This window comes from Streptomyces coeruleofuscus (genome assembly GCF_039532725.1).
Classification (GTDB): domain Bacteria; phylum Actinomycetota; class Actinomycetes; order Streptomycetales; family Streptomycetaceae; genus Streptomyces; species Streptomyces coeruleofuscus.
In genome coordinates, this window is the sequence record NZ_BAAASE010000015.1 from 58593 (window position 1) to 74747 (window position 16155).

A 16155-nucleotide genomic window follows, 5' to 3' on the forward strand; every position below is an offset into this window, starting at 1 on the left:
CGTTGCCGAACGAGGCAACGGCCCTCCCGGACCGTCCGGAACACCCCCCGTGGGCCGTCAAGGCCCTCCATGGCCCCTCAGGGCGCCTATCCGAGGTCGAAGGTGTTCGGCAGTCCCAGCCGGTACCGCAGTTCGTCCACGCGCTTCAGAGGCTCCAGCTCCGGCGGCCGGTACAGCTCCCAGACCCGGCAGCGCGCGGCGTCCGAATTGTCCGCCTCCAGCAGGGCGTTGACGGCGTGCCGCGCGGACTCGTTGGCGCCCTCCATGGAGGCGAGGTCGACGTCCGTACGGACGTAGTCGCCCGCGAGGAAGAGGTTCGGCACCTTCGTGCGGGCGGTCGGGCGGTTGCCGAGCGTGCCCGTGGGGTGGACGAGGAGCTGTTCGCGGTTCCGCGGGTCGGGGCCGCCCAGGCCCGTCACCGCCGGGTCCATGAACCAGCCCAGCCGGTCCTCGTCCCGCAGGGTCGTCTCGCCGGCGTCGTTCAGCCCGTCCTTCAGCTGCGCCCAGAGCTCGGCGACGACCTCCTCCCTCGTGCACTCCTTGGCCGTCTTGCCGTACAGGATGCCGGGCTTGTCCCACTCCGAGATGATCGCGGAGAGACAGTCGCGGGCCCGGCCGTCGCCGTAGTCGCGCGAGAAGTCCCGTACGTCCCAGAACTGGGCCTGGCCGATGGCGGTCACCGACCAGGGCGAGTCGAGGCAGTTGACGTGACCGTGCACGACCGGGGTCGGGGTGCGCAGGTAGAACATCACGCCGGTCATCCAGTCCGTCCGGAGCGCGTCGCACCGGGCGAGCTGCGGGTCGGCCGCGCGCAGGGCCCGGCCCCAGGTGAGGCGGGCGTGCTCGACGGGCAGCGCGCTGACGTAGTGGTCGGCGGTGACCGTGCGCTCCCCGCCGCCGTCGCGGTCGGAGACGCGGACGCCGGTCACGCGGCCACCGTCGTAGAGGACCTCGTGGACCTGCGTGCCGAGGACGAACTCCACGCCGAGTGAGCGCAGGTGGGTCTCCCAGGGATCGATCCAGGCCTCGCTCGTCGGGGCGTTCAGGACGCGGTCGACGTCGGCGTCGGGGCCGTCCATGCCGCGGCCGAGCAGGCCCCACAGCAGCAGGGCCTCGATGATGACGCGACCGACGGTCCTGGTGGACGCCACCTCCGCGCGCGTGGCGACGAGATTGCGGGTCTGGCCGATACCGAGGAGCGTGCGGTACTCCTGGCTCATCTCCTCGGCGCGGATGAAGTCCCACCAGGCGACCTGCTCCCACTGGCCCTCGCGGCGGGCCTCGCAGCTGGTGAGGTGGACGAGGAGACGGTTGGCGAAGTAGGCGGCCTCGTGGGCGGGCAGGCGGGTGCCGAGGTCGAGGACGGACAGGATCTGGTCGCGGATCCAGGACGGCGTGAGGTCGCCGGGGCGCGGCGGGGTGGTGGCGCGGCGGAGCGGGAAGTGCAGGTCCGGCCGTCCCGAGCCGCGGGCGAACAGCGCCTCGGTGCCGGAGCGGAGGTTGCCGCGGACGCCGTCGGCGTTGCCGGCGAAAGGGATGCGGCGCATGGTGTCCGGCAGGTTCCGGTAGAAGCCGGGGAAGAAGCGGAAGCCGTGCTCGCCGGGGAGCGGCCGGCGGCCACCGGTGCCCGTGCCCGGGACGTCCATCGAGCGGGCCTTGCCGCCGAGGGCGTCGTAGTACTCGTAGACGGTGACGGCGTAGCCGCGCTCGGCGAGTTCGTGGGCGGCGCTGAGGCCGGAGACGCCACCACCGAGGACGGCGACGCGTCCGCCGCCGCCGGGGGCCGGTGCGGCACCGGCGATGCCGGACCCCAGGGCGACGGCCCCGGCGGCTCCCCCGGTGGCCGTGAGGAAGCGTCTGCGGGTGTGGCCGGACTGCTCCTGGGACTGCTGCGCGTGTTCTGTTGTCATGATTCCCGGAGGGTAGGCAGGGGCGTCCGGTGCCGGAAGCCCGGTTCCCGCCACTCACAGCATCCTCACCATCACAGGGAGACAGCAGATGCCCAGCGTTTTCGTGCAGGGACGGCCCGTCGACTCCTACCCTCGGCTCGCGCCCGAGGCCGGGAACGGGAGGGTACGGCGGATCACCGAGGTCGGCGAGGAGGTTCTGCACAAGCCGTGCCGGGACGTCACCGAGTTCGGTCCGGACCTCGCCGCGCTGATCGACGACATGTTCCTGACCATGTACATCGCGGACGGAGCCGGACTCGCCGCGAACCAGGTCGGGGTCGATCTGCGGCTCTTCGTGTACGACTGCCCGGACGACGACGGGGTGCGGCACGTCGGGCACATCGTCAATCCGGTGCTGGAACCGCTCGACCCGGCGGGCCGGCGGCTGCTCGACGACGGCGAGGGGTGCCTGTCGGTGCCGGGCGCCGCGATGGACGTACCTCGTCCGGACCGGGCCGTGGTGCACGGGTACGACCGGGACGGCGAACCGCTCGTCATCGAGGGCACGGGCTACTTCGCCCGCTGCCTGGCGCACGAGACCGACCATGTGAACGGGCAGGTGTACCTGGACCGGCTGTCCGGGCGGGAACGCAAGGACGCGCTGCGGCAGATGGCGGACCGGCGGGACGAGGTGCTCGCGCGCCGGGCCGCCAACGTCGCGGCCCTGAGCGGCTGACCGGGCCTTCGGCGCCGAAGGCCCGGGGCCTGGGCCTGGGCCTGGGCCTGGTCAAACCTTCGGCGCCGAAGGCCCGGGGCCTGGGCCTGGTCAGGCCTTCGGCGCCACCTTGCTCAGGCCGTTGATGATGCGGTCCATCGCGTCGCCCCCGGTCGGGTCGGTGAGGTTCGCGAGGAGCTTCAGCGTGAACTTCATCAGCAGCGGGTGCGTGAGGCCGCGCTGGGCGGCGATCTGCATGACCTTCGGGTTGCCGATGAGCTTCACGAAGGCCCGACCGAGCGTGTAGTAGCCGCCGTAGGTGTCCTTCAGGACGCGCGGGTAGCGCTGGAGGGCCAGTTCACGCCCCGCGGGGGTCGAGCGCGCGTGGGCCTGGACGATGACGTCGGCGGCGATCTGGCCGGACTCCATGGCGTAGGCGATGCCCTCGCCGTTGAAGGGGTTCACCAGACCGCCGGCGTCGCCCACCAGCAACAGCCCCTTGGTGTAGTGGGGCTGGCGGTTGAAGGCCATGGGGAGGGCGGCGCCGCGGATGGGCCCGGTCATGTTGTCGGGGGTGTAGCCCCAGTCCTCCGGCATGGACGCGCACCAGGCCTTCAGGACCTCGCGCCAGTCCAGCTCCTTGAAGGAGTCGGAGGTGTTCAGCACGCCCAGGCCGACGTTCGAGGTGCCGTCGCCCATGCCGAAGATCCAGCCGTAGCCGGGCAGGAGACGGTCCTGCGCGCCGCGGCGGTCCCACAGCTCCAGCCAGGACTCCAGGTAGTCGTCCTCGTGGCGCGGGCTCGTGAAGTACGTCCGCACGGCCACGCCCATCGGGCGGTCCTCGCGGCGGTGCAGGCCCATCGCGAGGGACAAGCGCGTGGAGTTGCCGTCGGCGGCCACGACCAGCGGGGCACGGAAGGTGACCTCGCGCTTCTCCTCCCCCAGCTTGGCGTGCACGCCGGTGATACGGCCCGTGCGCTCGTCCAGGATCGGCGCGCCGACGTTGCAGCGCTCGAACAGCCGGGCGCCCGCCTTCTGGGCCTGCCGGGCGAGCTGCTCGTCGAAGTCGTCACGCTTGCGGACGAGGCCGTAGTCGGGGAAGGAGGCGAGATCCGGCCAGTCGAGCTGGAGCCGCACGCCGCCGCCGATGATCCTCAGGCCCTTGTTGCGCAGCCAGCCGGCCTCTTCCGAGATGTCGATGCCCATGGCCACCAGCTGTTTGACGGCGCGTGGGGTGAGGCCGTCGCCGCAGACCTTCTCGCGCGGGAACTCGGTCTTCTCCAGCAGTAGGACGTCGAGTCCCGCCTTGGCGAGGTGGTAGGCGGTCGTGGAGCCGGCCGGCCCCGCGCCCACGACGATCACATCGGCGGTGTTCTCGGAGAGCGGCTCGGTCACGACGGTCACGGCGGGATCTCCCCAAGTTCGAAATCTGCGTGCCGACCGGCACAGGACATGGGCAGTCTATGCAGCGGCGATCGTCACCTGCTGAAGGGCTGCCTCCATGAACCGAGCTCTCCCCGCCGTGCGGCTGCGCGTCCCCACCCACGAGGACGCGTTCGTCTGGCACCGGCTCTTCGACGACCCGGACGTCATGGAGTTCCACGGCGGCAGGGCCGCCGAGCTGTCGGTCTACGAGGAGCTCACCGCCCGCCAGCGCCGGCACGACGCCGAGCTCGGTTTCTGCCTGTGGAGCATGCTCGACGAGTCCGGGCACGTCATCGGCTTCACGGGCGCCCAGCCCTGGGAGCGGGACTGGGGGCCGGCGGGCCAGATCGAGATCGGCTGGAGGCTGGGCCGGGAGCACTGGGGCAAGGGCTATGTCACCGCGGCCGCCCGGCAGACGCTGGAGCGGACGCGGGCGGCCGGCGTCCCGGGCGTGGTGGCGATGGTCGACGCCCGCAACACCCGGTCCATCGCGGTCGCGCGGCGGCTGGGGATGCGCCTCGCGCAGACGTTCACGACACCGGCCTCGGAGCGGTCGGGACACTGCTACCGGCTCGACCTCCGGCCACCGCCCGTTGACGCTGCGTAGTCGACTGTCACAGAAAGACATCTGTCGCTTCCGGCCGGTGTGGGGCGGGAGTTACCCTGCCTGTACCGCTGGGGGTGACATCTGTGCACATATCCCGCAAAACACCCGATGTGCGTGTACCGCGTCTTGTGGGCCTGATGGCCGTGGACGCGCGGGAGACGGCCCGGGCGCAGGGCCTGCTCCTCAACGCACCGGACCGGCCCGACTTCCATCTCGCCGTCGTCGACTACGTCGTGCGCCAGTATCCGCGGCCCGGTGCGGCGGTGCCGCGGGAGTCGATGGTCTACGTGTGGTTCGACTTCGGCCCCGGCGAGGGCGGCGGGGGCGTGCACGAGCCGCGGATCCCGAAGCCGCCCAGGGGTGGTCTCCAGCGGGAGCTGGACGAGCCCGGCGACCCGTACATGGTCCTCAGCTCCCCTTAGCGCCTTGCGGTCAGCTCTTCTTGAAGCCCCGGTGCAGGGCGACGATCCCGCCGCTCAGGTTGCGCCAGGCCACCCGCGACCAGCCGGCCTCGCCCAGCCGCCCGGCCAGCGCGGGCTGGTCGGGCCAGGCCCGGATGGACTCGGCGAGGTAGACGTAGGCGTCGGGGTTGGAGGACACGGCTCGCGCCACCGGCGGCAGGGCGCGCATCAGGTACTCGGTGTAGACGGTGCGGAACGGCGCCCAGGTGGGGTGCGAGAACTCGCAGATCACGACCCGTCCGCCGGGCCGGGTCACCCGGTACATCTCCCGCAGGGCGGCATCCGTGTCCTGCACGTTGCGCAGCCCGAAGGAGATGGTGACGGCGTCGAAGGTGTCGTCCTTGAAGGGGAGCCGCGTCGCGTCACCGGCGGTGTAGGGCAGCCAGGGCTGCCGCTGCTTGCCGACCCGGAGCATGCCCTGGGAGAAGTCGCAGGGGACGACGTACGCGCCGGTCCGGGCGAAGGGCAGCGAGGACGTGCCCGTGCCCGCCGCCAGGTCGAGGACCTTCTGCGCGGGGCGCGCGTCGACCGCCTTGGCGACCTCCTTGCGCCATCGCCGGTCCTGGCCGAGGGACAGCACGTCGTTGGTCAGGTCGTACCGTTCCGCCACGTCGTCGAACATCGAGGCGACTTCGTGCGGCTGCTTGTCCAGGGATGCGCGGGTCACGGGCCCATTGTTGCAGTACGCCCACCCGGGAGAAGCCGCGGCTTCCGCCGTGACACGGCGTTCCATGCCGCCTCGGGAGACGTTCGCGGCCGGGAAACGTACTTGGTGTGTACCCCTGAGGTCTCACGAGAACGGGAGCACGTGTCATGAGGAGTCACCGGAAGCCGGCGGCGGTCGCACTGGGCTGCCTGGTCGCCCTGGTCGCCACGGCGTGCTCCGAACAGGGCGAGGCGGCTCGCCCGGCGCCCTCGCTGCCGGCCGCGCCCGGCACCTCGCCACCCGCCTCCTCCTCACCCCCTGCCGGGGCCGGCACCGCGTACGCCCCGTACGTGAGCGCCGCGGAGGCCGCCGGCACCGAGTCCGCCGGCTCCCCGACGACGTACAACCTCGCCTTCGTCCTGGCCGACGGCGACGACTGCACCCCGCGCTGGGACGGCACCCAAGCCATCGGCGACCCTGCGGTGAAGTCCCGTATCGCCCGGCTGGTGAAGGACGGCGGCCAGGTCCGGGTCTCGTTCGGCGGCGCCTCCGGCAAGGAGCTCGCGGCGGCCTGCGACAGCGCGACGGAACTGGCGGCGGCGTACGGCAAGGCCCTCGACGCGGCCGGTGCCACCCGGGCCGACTTCGACGTCGAGGGCGACGAACTGGCCGACTCCGGCTCCGTCGCCCTGCGTTCGGAGGCGATCGCGCTGCTCCAGAAGGAGCGTACGGATCTGGAGGTCTCCTTCACGCTCCCGGTCATGCCCTCCGGCCTCGGCAAGGACAGCCTGGCGCTGCTCGGCTCCGCCAACGACAACGGCGTCCAGGTCGCCACGGTCAACCTGATGACGATGAACTACGGCACCTCGTACGACGGTGACATGGGCGGCTACGCGATCACGGCCGCCAAGGCCGCGCACTCCCAGCTGAAGAAGGTCTTCGGCACTTCGGACGCGGCCGCCTGGCAGGGCATGGCGCTCACCTCGATGATCGGCGTCAACGACGTCGACGGCGAGACCTTCACGCTCGCCGACGCGGCCGAGGTCCGGGCCTTCGCCGAGGAGAAGGGCATCGGGTGGGTGTCGATGTGGTCGGCCGCGCGGGACCGGCAGTGCGCGAACGGCTCCACGCCGGGCCAGCCGGCGACCGATTGCAGTGGGGTGAGGCAGGCGCCGGGGGCGTTCGGGGAGGCGTTCGCGGGCTGAAGGATCAAAAGGGTGCTGCAGAAGGCCCGCCTCAAAGCCCTTCACGACGACGCCGTCAGCGCCGCCTGTGCACCAGCCGCCCCGCGCACACCGTCGCGACGCACTCCCCCGCCTCGTCGAAGACGGCGAGGTCGGCGCGGCCGGTCGGGACGATCGCGGTGCGGCGCGCACTCGGCAGGACGACGACGTCGTTGCGGTCGGCCGCGGACCGGAGTTCCGGCGAGTCGACGTACTCCTCCAGGACCGCGACCGCGCCGAGCTTCAGCACCTCGTGGACGCGTTCGCGCGGGCTCGGGGCGTCCGGGAGCGGGCCCTCGTGGACTCGGGCGGGACCGAGGGTCCCGGGCCACCTGCGGACCCTGGCCCGGGGGAACGCCTCGCGGACGTCGTCGAGCTTTCCGACGGCACCGATCCGGTCCCGTCCGACGGCAACGGCACCGCCCTTGACGGGCTCGGAGTCCCAGGTGACGCGGACGGCGTCGGCCGTGTGAATGGTTTCCAACTGCCTCTCCGTGCCGACTCAGTTGGAGGCGAGCAGCTTCAGCTCGGGGTGAGCCGTGCCGCCCTCGATGGCCGTGGAGGAGATGTGCGAGACCACGCGGTCGTCGACGGGGTCGTTCGCCGGGTCGTCGTGCACGACGAGGTGCTCGTACGTGGTCGCCCGCTGCGCGGGCACCCGCCCGGCCTTCCGGATCAGGTCGATGATCTCCATCCGGTTGGAGCGGTGCTTGGCGCCCGCGGAGGAGACGACGTTCTCCTCCAGCATGATCGAGCCGAGGTCGTCGGCGCCGTAGTGCAGGGAGAGCTGCCCGACCTCCTTGCCCGTGGTCAGCCACGAGCCCTGGATGTGGGCGATGTTGTCCATGAACAGCCGGGCGACCGCGATCATCCGCAGGTACTCGAAGAGGGTCGCCTGCGTCCGGCCCTTCAGGTGGTTGTTCTCGGGCTGGTAGGTGTAGGGGATGAAGGCGCGGAAGCCGCCCGTGCGGTCCTGGACGTCCCGGATCATCCGCAGGTGCTCGATGCGCTCGGCGTTGGTCTCGCCGGTGCCCATCAGCATGGTGGAGGTGGATTCGACGCCCAGGTTGTGCGCGATCTCCATGATCTCCAGCCAGCGCTCGCCGGACTCCTTCAGCGGGGCGATGGCCTTGCGGGGCCGCTCGGGCAGCAGCTCGGCACCGGCACCGGCGAAGGAGTCGAGCCCGGCGGCGTGGATGCGCTGGATCGCCTCCTCGACGCCGACCTTGGAGATCCGGGCCATGTGCTCGACCTCGGACGCCCCCAGGCTGTGGATGACCAGCTGCGGGAAGGCCTGCTTGATGGCGGAGAAGTGCTTCTCGTAGTACTCGACGCCGTAGTCCGGGTGGTGTCCGCCCTGGAACATGATCTGGGTGCCGCCCAGCTCGACCGTCTCGGCGCACCGGCGCAGGATGTCGTCCAGGTCGCGGGTCCAGCCCTTGGCGGTGTCCTTGGGGGCGGCGTAGAAGGCGCAGAAGCGGCACGCCGTGACGCAGACGTTCGTGTAGTTGATGTTGCGCTCGATGATGTACGTCGCGATGTGCTCGGTGCCGGCGTACCTGCGGCGGCGTACGGCGTCGGCGGCGGCGCCCAGCGCGTGCAGCGGTGCGTCCCGGTACAGCAGGAGCGCCTCGTCGGGGGTGATCCGCCCACCGGCGGCAGCACGGTCGAGGATGGGCTGAAGGTCGGCCTTCTCGGTCACCGGGCGTCCCTTTCGTAAGGGTTGTGGACGGACCAGCCCAGCGTACGCCAGCCGTTCGGGGCGCTGGACGCCAGGCCTTGGGGCCCTGAGGACGTCAGGCCTGGGGCCCTGAGGCACGTCGGACCTTGGGGACCTGAGGCACGTCGGGCCTTGCGGCGCTGAGGCACGTCGGACCTTGGGGCCCTGAAGACGTCAGGCCGCGTAGGCCCCGGCCAGCAGTCCGAGGAGGGCGCCGGAGATCAGGAACGGCCCGAAGGGGATGGCCGTCTTGCGCCCGGCCCGCCGCGCGACGACGAGGGCACCGCCGTACAGCGCCCCGAGCAGGAACCCGGCGAACGTGCCGAGCATCACCGTCGGCCAGCCGTACCAGCCGAGTACCGCCCCCGCGCCCAGGGCGAGCTTGACGTCGCCGAAGCCCATCCCCGCGGGGTTGATGAGGAACAGCACGAAGTAGCCGCCGCCCAGCGCGAGCGAGCCGAGCAGGGCGGTCGTCCACTCCCCCGCGTGTTCGGGCACGAGCGCGGTGAGGCCGAGCAGGACGAGCGCGGCCGCGGCGAACGGGAGCGTGAGCGGGTCGGGCAGCCTCCGCACCCGGAAGTCGACGGCCGTGAGCAGCACCCCGACGGGCGCGAGCAGCAGCCACACCCCGAGCTCGGGCCGGGTGCCGGTGGCGGCGGCGAGGGCGGCGCAGACGAGGGCGGTGGCGATCACCAGTGGTGTCGTACGGGGCCCGTATCCGGCCTCTTCGCGCTCCGCGCCCTCTGCACCCGCCGCGCCCTCTGGGCCCTGCGCGCACTCCGGGCAGGAGGCCCGTCCCAGCCAGCCCTTGAGGGCGTGCCCGCCGGGGCACCGCTCCCGCCAGGGCTCCCCCGAGGGGGCCGAGAACCGGTAGGCCGCGCGCGGCAGAAACGCACCCGCCGCCGCGCCCCACAGCGCGGCGGCGATGACCAGGATCCCGGTGTTCATCCCACCGCGGCGATCGCGTCGCGCCACGTCGGCAGCAGCTCGTCGAGCAGTGCCTCGGTGCGCGGCGGCAGGCCTCGGGCCCCGCTGCGGCCGATGAGATCGGTGGCGAGCGCGGTCAGCCGGGAGGTGTCGCCGGTGGCGTGGGCGGCGCGCAGCAGCTCGTGCCACAGGCGCTCGTCGGCCGGGGCGGTGCGCAGGGCGGCGTTGAGGGCCTCGATGGCCTTCTCGGCGCGGTTCTTCTCCATGTGGAACTCGCACAGCGCGAGCCCCGTGTCCGCGACGAGCAGCGGCAGCTGGGCGTCGACGATCTCGTGGGTGAGCCACCGGTAGCGGCCCTCGGGCCGGTCGGCGAGCAGCGGCCCGCGCACCAGCACGAGCGCGTCGGTGAGCAGCCGCCCGCGCACGGCCCGGCTGTCGACGCCCTTGCCCTGCGTGGCCTCGTGGTAGAGCGACCGCAGGACGTCCAGGTCGGAGACGACGGACTTGGCGAGCGTGAGCCGGCCGCTGCTGTCGGTGCCGAGGCGAGGGGTGCCGTCGGGGTCGGCGCCGAGCCAGTCGCGCAGCCGGTCCAGCAGCGCGCCCCGTACGTCGTCGGTGACGCCGCGCGGCCACAGCGCCGAGGACAGCACGCGCGGGTGCACACCCTCGCGGTGCAGGAGCAGCAGGGCGAGCGCCTCGTGGAGGAGGGCGCTGCGGTCCCCGTCCGGGGTGTCGAGGCCGATGATCTCGTACGGCCCGACGAGCCGGGCGTAGACGGCCGGCCGCCCCTGCTCGCTGATGTCGACGAGGAACGGCGGCCTGTTGGCCGGGCCGCCGTCGGGCCGGTTCTCGGGGTCGGCGTCGACGAACAGCTCGACGACGGCCCGCTGCTGGGCGGCGGGCAGCAGCTGGGCGTCGAGTTCCAGCCCGAGGAGGGGCGCGAGCAGCTTGCCCTGGCCGGTGATCTCCATCTCCCACGCGGCGCCCGGCAGGTCACCGGTCTCGGTGCCGACGAGGTAGCCGATGCCGAGGCGGCCGGCGTCGGCGGCGAGTTCGGCGAGCTTGACGGCGTCCTCGGCGGACGGCTGGGCGGCGAGCAGGACGAGGTGCGGGGCCCAGCGGGTGTGCTGGGCGGGCCCGGTGCGCCCGGTGAGGACGGAGTCGTGCCCGGCCGCGCCCAGGGCGCCCCGCCGCTGCCGCGTCTCGGCCTCCATGGTCTCGACGAGCGCCTCGACGTCCTCGAGGTGCCGGATCCGGTTCGGGGCGAGAGGCGTCAGGTCCTGCCCGAAGCCGACGAGCGTGATGGTCATGCGGTCGGACCACCCGTTGGTCGCCAACTCGGCGGCGACGGACGCGAAGACGGCGGCCCGGTCGGCCTCCCGGCCGGAGAGGGAGACGATGCCGGGCACGGCCTCCAGGTTGAGCAGCAGCCGCGAGTCGTCCATGGTGCCGAGGCTGACGAGCCCCGGGTAGGGCGCGGCCGTGTCGACGTCCTCGTAGCGCTCGGCGTCCGTCCGGGCCAGCATCCAGAAGGTCTGGTCCTGCCCCTGCTGCCAGGGGGCGGGCGGCTTCCCGGCGGGCTGGGCGAGCTGGAGGTGCAGGTCGCCGTTGCTGAGCCAGGCGGCGTACACGACCGGCAGGGGCCGCGACTCCTCGGCGAGGGAGGCGGCGAGACCGCGCAGGCTCCGGTCGAGCAGCCGCACGCCCTCGGGGTCGGCGCCGACGAGCAGCGCGTCCTGGACGTCCTGCGCGTCGCCGCTCGGCGTGGGCGGCTCCATACCGCGCCGCCCGCCGACGGCCCCGAACGCCGACTGCCAGAGCGCCTGCCGGCGCCGCCGCCCCAGGGCACCGAGGAGACCGGCGGCGAGGAGGGGTGCGGTGAGCAGCGCCTCGGGCAGACCGAAGGAGCTGTCGGACTCGGCTCCGACCCCGGTGGCCTGCTGGTGGCCGGTGTCGGGAGCGGGCCGCTGCTCGGGCAGGGAGACCTGGGAGGTGGAAGGACCACCACCGGCGTGCTCGTGCCCGCCGCCCTGGGCACCACTGCCGCCGCCTTGGGCGTGGTCCCCCGTCTGGGCGTAATCGGCGATCTGCTGCTGCACGTCCGGCGACACGTTGGGAGCCTCGTCGGGCATCTCGACGAGCTCGCCACCGCGCGCGTCGCCCGGCATCTCCATGATCCATCCGGGCCGGATGAGACTGGCCTCGGAGAGCTTGGACCCGTCCGGCTGGACGCGGTCCTTGTTGAGCTCGAAGATCTCCTTGTAGCGACGCCCGTCACCGAGGTGCCGTTCCGCTATCTCCCACAGGGAGTCGTGGTGACGCCCCTCGGGCGGCTGGATCCGGTAGTACTTCGTGTCGCCCTGCTTGGCGGTGCTGCCACCGGCGTCGGCGTGCGAGGCGGCGTGCGAGGCCTGCTCGGCGAGGGCGGCCGCGGTGTCGGCGGCCTGCTCCTGCTGCTGGGCGAAGAGACCCGGGGTCTGCTGGGCCGCGGCGGAGGCGGGCTTGTGGTTGGCGTCGTAGCCGCTCTGCCCGAGCTGCGACAGACCGGGCGCGAAGCTGGCGGCGGTGGCGCCGACGAGCAGCAGCGCGGCGACGAGCTGCCGGGCGAGCAACTGACTGGGCCCGGCACCCGGCACCCGCCCCGGCACACCGACACCGGACAGCGCGGCCTTCATCTCCACCAGCACGCAGGCGGTGAACTGGGCCCACGCCAGCCACACCACGACGGTGAGGATGTTCAGGAACGTGTCGACGGTGATCTCTTGCTGAAGCCAGTCGAGGCTCGGCACCCCGTTCGGCAACGGCCACCCGATCTGCGTGGCCAGCGCGCCCGGCACACCGACGAGGAGAACGGCCAGGGCGACGAACGCGAAGAACGCCTTGACGAAGTCCCCGAACGACCGCCGCCGGATCCTCACCGGCTGCGGCGTCCGATTCCTCGGAGCCGTCGTTCCCGTCGTTCCCGACGTACTTCCCGTCGAGCTTGACGAGCTTGAGGTGCGGCGTCGCGGCATGGCGGGTGTCCTGGGGTCGTGTGTGGAGTGCGGTGAGGCGAACTGTGGGCCTAGAGGTGTGCTGAGCCTACAGAGATCTTATTGACTCTTATTGAGGTCGTCGAAGTGCGTAGGAACCGAAGGTCGTTGACGTCCGATTTGCCCTCGTAGGTGGCTGCGCTCGCGCCTGCGACCGAGCGGCAGGGTTCGCTACCTTCGCGATTGCCACGCACGCTCCTCACATTCCCCACGCATCCGCTGCGACCCCGACGGGGCGTGACGAACCCCTGATGGTTTCACTGCCGCACACACCGAACTTCGGGGGAGGAAACGTGGCCCGCCGCGCCCTGACCACCACTGCGACCGAGCTGAAGGGTTACCGGAAGGTGACGCGTTCCCCGAGGCGCTCCAGCGTTCGCAACTGCCACGCCATGCTCCCCACATTCCCCACACATTCCGTCACTGCTCCCCAAGGTCCCATTACCCGCCCCTGATAGCTTCGTTCTCTGCCGCACACATCAGACGATGATCCAACACCGGGGGAGAACGCCCGTGGCCCGCCGCGCTCTGAAAACGACAGCCGTGACGCTCACCGCGACAGCGGCACTGCTGCTCACCGCATGCGGCGGTGGCGGCGACGACTCCTCGGACGACATCAAGGGAGCGGACAAGGGAGCAAGCAGTCCTACCGCTTCGGCCCCCGGCTCGGCGTCGACGGACGTCGACCGGCCTGACGTGAGTCTTCCGAAGGACCTCGACTTGGTCTTCGACTTCGAGAAGCCGTCGGACCAGGACAGCGCGGCAGCCCTCGCGGACGCCGCCAACTACATCCGAGCGCTGAACCACGGCATCACGGAGCAGGATCCGGGCGACCCCGCCTTCCAGTTCTACTCCTCGGGCCAGGCTGCCCAGTACGCGCACTCGCAGATCAAGGAGTACGTGGACGGCGGCTGGACGCTCACGGGCGAGGACCGGTACTACCAGGCCGAAATCAGCCCGGGCGACGAGTCGGAGAAGGTCAAGACGGTCAGCGTCACGTTCTGTGAGGACCAGTCCAAGGTCTACGGCAAGGAAGTCAAGTCCGAGAAGGTCCACCGCACGAAGGAAAGCCTGGCCAGTTTCCAGAAGTTCACCATCCTCATGACGTCCGTGAAGGGCAATCCGGTGTGGCGCGCCCAGCAGGTCACCGTCGAGGGGAAGGCGGAGGCATGTCGAGGCTGACCACATCCAGGCGAACGCAGCTCATCGTGGCCTTGGCGGCGGGATCCCTCGTCTGCACCGCCGGCCCGGCTTACGCCAACAAGCCGGTCTCCGGCGAGGCGACGCCCCCCGGCGCACAGGGCGGAGCTGACGGCAAGGGAAGCCTCTCCGCCTCCGTCTCCAACATCCAGGTCACGTATCCGAGCGGTGGGGGTGGCGACGGCAAGGAAGGAAACCTCGGCACAGTCGATCCCAACTGGAAGCCGCCTGCCTGCTGGTACGAGCCCGCCTTCACTCCGGAGCAGCTCAAGCACTTCGTGGACACGGACAGCGGCGGCGACGTCGGAATCCACGAGTCCTGGTGGGGCAAGGGGCTCTGGACCGATCACTACCGGGACGGCAAGCCGGCGGACAACTTCGATCTGCAGGCGCCGACGAACAGCACCGCCGAGGGCTACAAGAACTACAACCTCGGCAAGGACGGCTACTTCTGGCGCGGCGTCGCCCCCGACCCCAACGACTCGGAGTCCTGGGACTGCGGCCGCATCATGTTTTGGGTCGACGCCGGCGAGGTCCCGGACGACCCGAACACGCCCACCCCGAAGACACTCGCCGAGTACGCCTACAACAAGGTCAAGGTCCCGGACACGAAGGTCGACCTGAAGCCGGCGGGCAAGTCCACGGTCAATCTGCCGACCTGGGTCTGGCTGGACAAGGGCACCTTCAAGGAGGTCAAGGTCCGCGCCGAGCTCCCGAACACGGGCCTGTGGGCGGAGACCACCGCCAAGCCGGTCGCCCTGCACCTGGAGCCGGGCACCGAGGACGCCGAGGTCTTCCCCGCCTCCGGCGACTGCGAGATCAACGAGGACGGTTCGATCGGTACCCCGTACACCAAGGGCGACGCCGAGAAGACCCCGCCCTGCGGCATCCGCTACCTCCGCGCCACCAACGGCACCCCGTACCAGCTCTCCGCCAGCGTCACCTGGCAGATCACCTGGGAGGGCTCCGACGGCACCGGCGGCGCCCTCCCCGACGGCACCTTCGAGACCACCCAGGACATGAACGTCCAGGAGATCCAGTCGATCAACCGCTGACGCGATGGGAGCGCTGCGTGGGGTCGCGGGGAGCGGGCGGCTGCGTTCCCTGCCGCACACACCGAACATCATGGGAGACGAACCGTGGCACGCCGCGCTCTGAGCACCACCGCCGCCACGCTGACCGCGACGGCGGCACTGCTGCTCACCGCCTGCGGTGGAGGTGGTGACGACAAGTCGTCGGACGGCATCAAGGGCACGGATTCAGGGCCGAGCCCGTCGGCATCGTCACCGCCCGGCCCCGAGCGCCCTGAGATCACCATCCCGAGCAGCTTCCGGTTGACCTTCGAGAACTGGACAAGCGGCGATCCCGTCGAGCAGGCCGTGCTCAACGACGGCAAGGAGGAAATCCGGGCCGGGTACGCGGCGATCATCGAAAACGACCCCGACAGCGAGGCCGTCGCCTTCTACGACACAGAAGGGGTTCGCGGGCTGACCAAGGAATGGATCAAGTCCTACACGGACAAGAACGTCACCGTCATCGGCAAGCTGCCCGCCTTCAATCCCAAGGTCAACCTAGCAGGGAACGGCAAGGGAGCATCGCTCAGTTACTGCACGGACGAAAGCGCGGCGAAGACCAGGAACCGCAAGACCAGCGAGGTCGAGGGGAACCCGGCAGGCACGGACCCCTACGTCCGCTACTCGGTCTCCCTGGCGAAGAACGAGCAGGGCGTGTGGCAGAACGCGTCGGTGCACTCCGAGCGAGGGGCATGCTCCAGGTGAGGATGCAGTACTGGCTTCGAGAGCACCCAGGGCATGAACGGTGGCCACCCTGCGGTCAGACGGACGGGTTCTCGTTCGAGACCAGGGCCGCCGTGAAATACAGCGGCAGACCGTCTTCGGGGTCCACGGGGACCTCCTGGGATGTCCAGCGGTTGAAGGCGATCGTCAGGTCGAGCACGACGGGTTCCTCGGGGTTGGAGTCGTCGATTCGGTATCCCGCCTCGGAGAACGCCTGGAGCAACTGACGAGCAGGAGTCCGGAAGACGTCGAATCCGCGCCACATGACACGCAGGTCTGAGTCCTCCTCCTCGGGAGCCGAGACATCGACGGCATTGACCGTTTTCTGATCCTTGAGGACGACGACGACGTCGAAGTCGTCCCCCATAGCCTGAATCTGCACCGTGGGATCATGATCGAAGGGCCCCATCACGCGCACTTCGCCCCAGGAAGCAGCAGCTGTGACGGCCTCCTCGAACGGCATCCCCATGGTCACCGGCGGAACACCATTCGGAGGGTCCAGGATGATTTCCAT

Annotated in this window: 15 protein-coding genes; 7 read left to right on the top strand and 8 right to left on the bottom strand. The window is 71.0% G+C overall.

What is annotated here, in order from left to right:
• Positions 1-86: 86 nt before the first annotated feature.
• A complete protein-coding gene (locus ABFX81_RS38350) occupies positions 87-1910 on the bottom strand; it encodes an FAD-dependent oxidoreductase (protein WP_086840012.1) in 1824 nt (607 codons plus the stop codon).
• 88 nt (positions 1911-1998) lie between these two features.
• Between ABFX81_RS38350 and def the strand changes: the two genes are divergently transcribed.
• The gene (def, locus tag ABFX81_RS38355) at positions 1999-2625 is read left to right on the top strand and encodes a peptide deformylase (RefSeq protein ID WP_086840010.1); all 627 of its coding nucleotides are present in this window, start codon (positions 1999-2001) and stop codon (positions 2623-2625) included.
• Between the two features lie 90 nt (positions 2626-2715).
• On the opposite strand, the gene ABFX81_RS38360 is transcribed toward def, so the two are convergent.
• Positions 2716-4008: a geranylgeranyl reductase family protein gene (locus ABFX81_RS38360; protein ID WP_086841667.1), complete on the bottom strand. Its 1293-nt coding sequence runs from the start codon at positions 4006-4008 to the stop codon at positions 2716-2718.
• Between the two features lie 97 nt (positions 4009-4105).
• Here ABFX81_RS38360 and ABFX81_RS38365 point away from each other — a divergent pair, with 97 nt between their 5' ends.
• Together ABFX81_RS38365 and ABFX81_RS38370 are read left to right on the top strand one after the other, a co-directional pair.
• Entirely contained in the window at positions 4106-4636 is a 531-nt protein-coding gene (locus ABFX81_RS38365) for a GNAT family N-acetyltransferase (RefSeq protein ID WP_086841666.1), read from the top strand.
• Positions 4637-4746: 110 nt separating this feature from the next.
• Positions 4747-5058, top strand: coding sequence for a PASTA domain-containing protein (locus ABFX81_RS38370; RefSeq protein WP_086841664.1), 312 nt, complete (start codon positions 4747-4749; stop codon positions 5056-5058).
• A 10-nt stretch (positions 5059-5068) separates the two neighbouring features.
• Here the strand turns inward: ABFX81_RS38370 and ABFX81_RS38375 are convergent, their stop codons facing one another.
• Complete coding sequence (locus ABFX81_RS38375) at positions 5069-5764, bottom strand: demethylmenaquinone methyltransferase (RefSeq protein WP_086841662.1); 696 nt, start codon at positions 5762-5764, stop codon at positions 5069-5071.
• Between the two features lie 146 nt (positions 5765-5910).
• Between ABFX81_RS38375 and ABFX81_RS38380 the strand changes: the two genes are divergently transcribed.
• Entirely contained in the window at positions 5911-6948 is a 1038-nt protein-coding gene (locus ABFX81_RS38380; protein WP_086841659.1) for a glycoside hydrolase family 18 protein, read from the top strand.
• 55 nt (positions 6949-7003) lie between these two features.
• Here ABFX81_RS38380 and ABFX81_RS38385 read toward each other — a convergent pair whose 3' ends face one another.
• The 4 genes from ABFX81_RS38385 to ABFX81_RS38400 all read right to left on the bottom strand — a co-directional run bounded on the left by ABFX81_RS38385 (position 7004) and on the right by ABFX81_RS38400 (position 12627).
• Complete coding sequence (locus ABFX81_RS38385) at positions 7004-7450, bottom strand: hypothetical protein (protein ID WP_086841657.1); 447 nt, start codon at positions 7448-7450, stop codon at positions 7004-7006.
• Positions 7451-7468: 18 nt separating this feature from the next.
• Positions 7469-8668 carry a cyclic dehypoxanthinyl futalosine synthase gene (gene mqnC, locus ABFX81_RS38390; protein WP_086841655.1) on the bottom strand — a complete coding sequence of 400 codons (1200 nt, stop codon included), beginning with the start codon at positions 8666-8668 and terminating at the stop codon, positions 7469-7471.
• Between the two features lie 192 nt (positions 8669-8860).
• Positions 8861-9634, bottom strand: coding sequence for a prepilin peptidase (locus tag ABFX81_RS38395; protein WP_086841676.1), 774 nt, complete (start codon positions 9632-9634; stop codon positions 8861-8863).
• Complete coding sequence (locus ABFX81_RS38400; RefSeq protein ID WP_346139385.1) at positions 9631-12627, bottom strand: BTAD domain-containing putative transcriptional regulator; 2997 nt, start codon at positions 12625-12627, stop codon at positions 9631-9633. Before ABFX81_RS38400 ends, ABFX81_RS38395 begins: the two co-directional genes overlap by 4 nt.
• Positions 12628-13158: 531 nt before the next feature.
• Here ABFX81_RS38400 and ABFX81_RS38405 point away from each other — a divergent pair.
• From ABFX81_RS38405 to ABFX81_RS38415, 3 genes are all read left to right on the top strand, one after another.
• Positions 13159-13827: a hypothetical protein gene (locus ABFX81_RS38405; RefSeq protein ID WP_346139386.1), complete on the top strand. Its 669-nt coding sequence runs from the start codon at positions 13159-13161 to the stop codon at positions 13825-13827.
• The gene (locus tag ABFX81_RS38410; protein ID WP_086841651.1) at positions 13815-14900 is read left to right on the top strand and encodes a hypothetical protein; all 1086 of its coding nucleotides are present in this window, start codon (positions 13815-13817) and stop codon (positions 14898-14900) included. The genes ABFX81_RS38405 and ABFX81_RS38410 overlap by 13 nt, the downstream gene beginning before the upstream one ends.
• An 84-nt stretch (positions 14901-14984) precedes the next feature.
• On the top strand, positions 14985-15623 hold the full coding sequence (locus ABFX81_RS38415) for a hypothetical protein (RefSeq protein ID WP_086841648.1): 639 nt from the start codon (positions 14985-14987) through the stop codon (positions 15621-15623).
• 55 nt (positions 15624-15678) lie between these two features.
• Here ABFX81_RS38415 and ABFX81_RS38420 read toward each other — a convergent pair whose 3' ends face one another.
• Positions 15679-16155 carry a hypothetical protein gene (locus ABFX81_RS38420; RefSeq protein WP_346139388.1) on the bottom strand — a complete coding sequence of 159 codons (477 nt, stop codon included), beginning with the start codon at positions 16153-16155 and terminating at the stop codon, positions 15679-15681.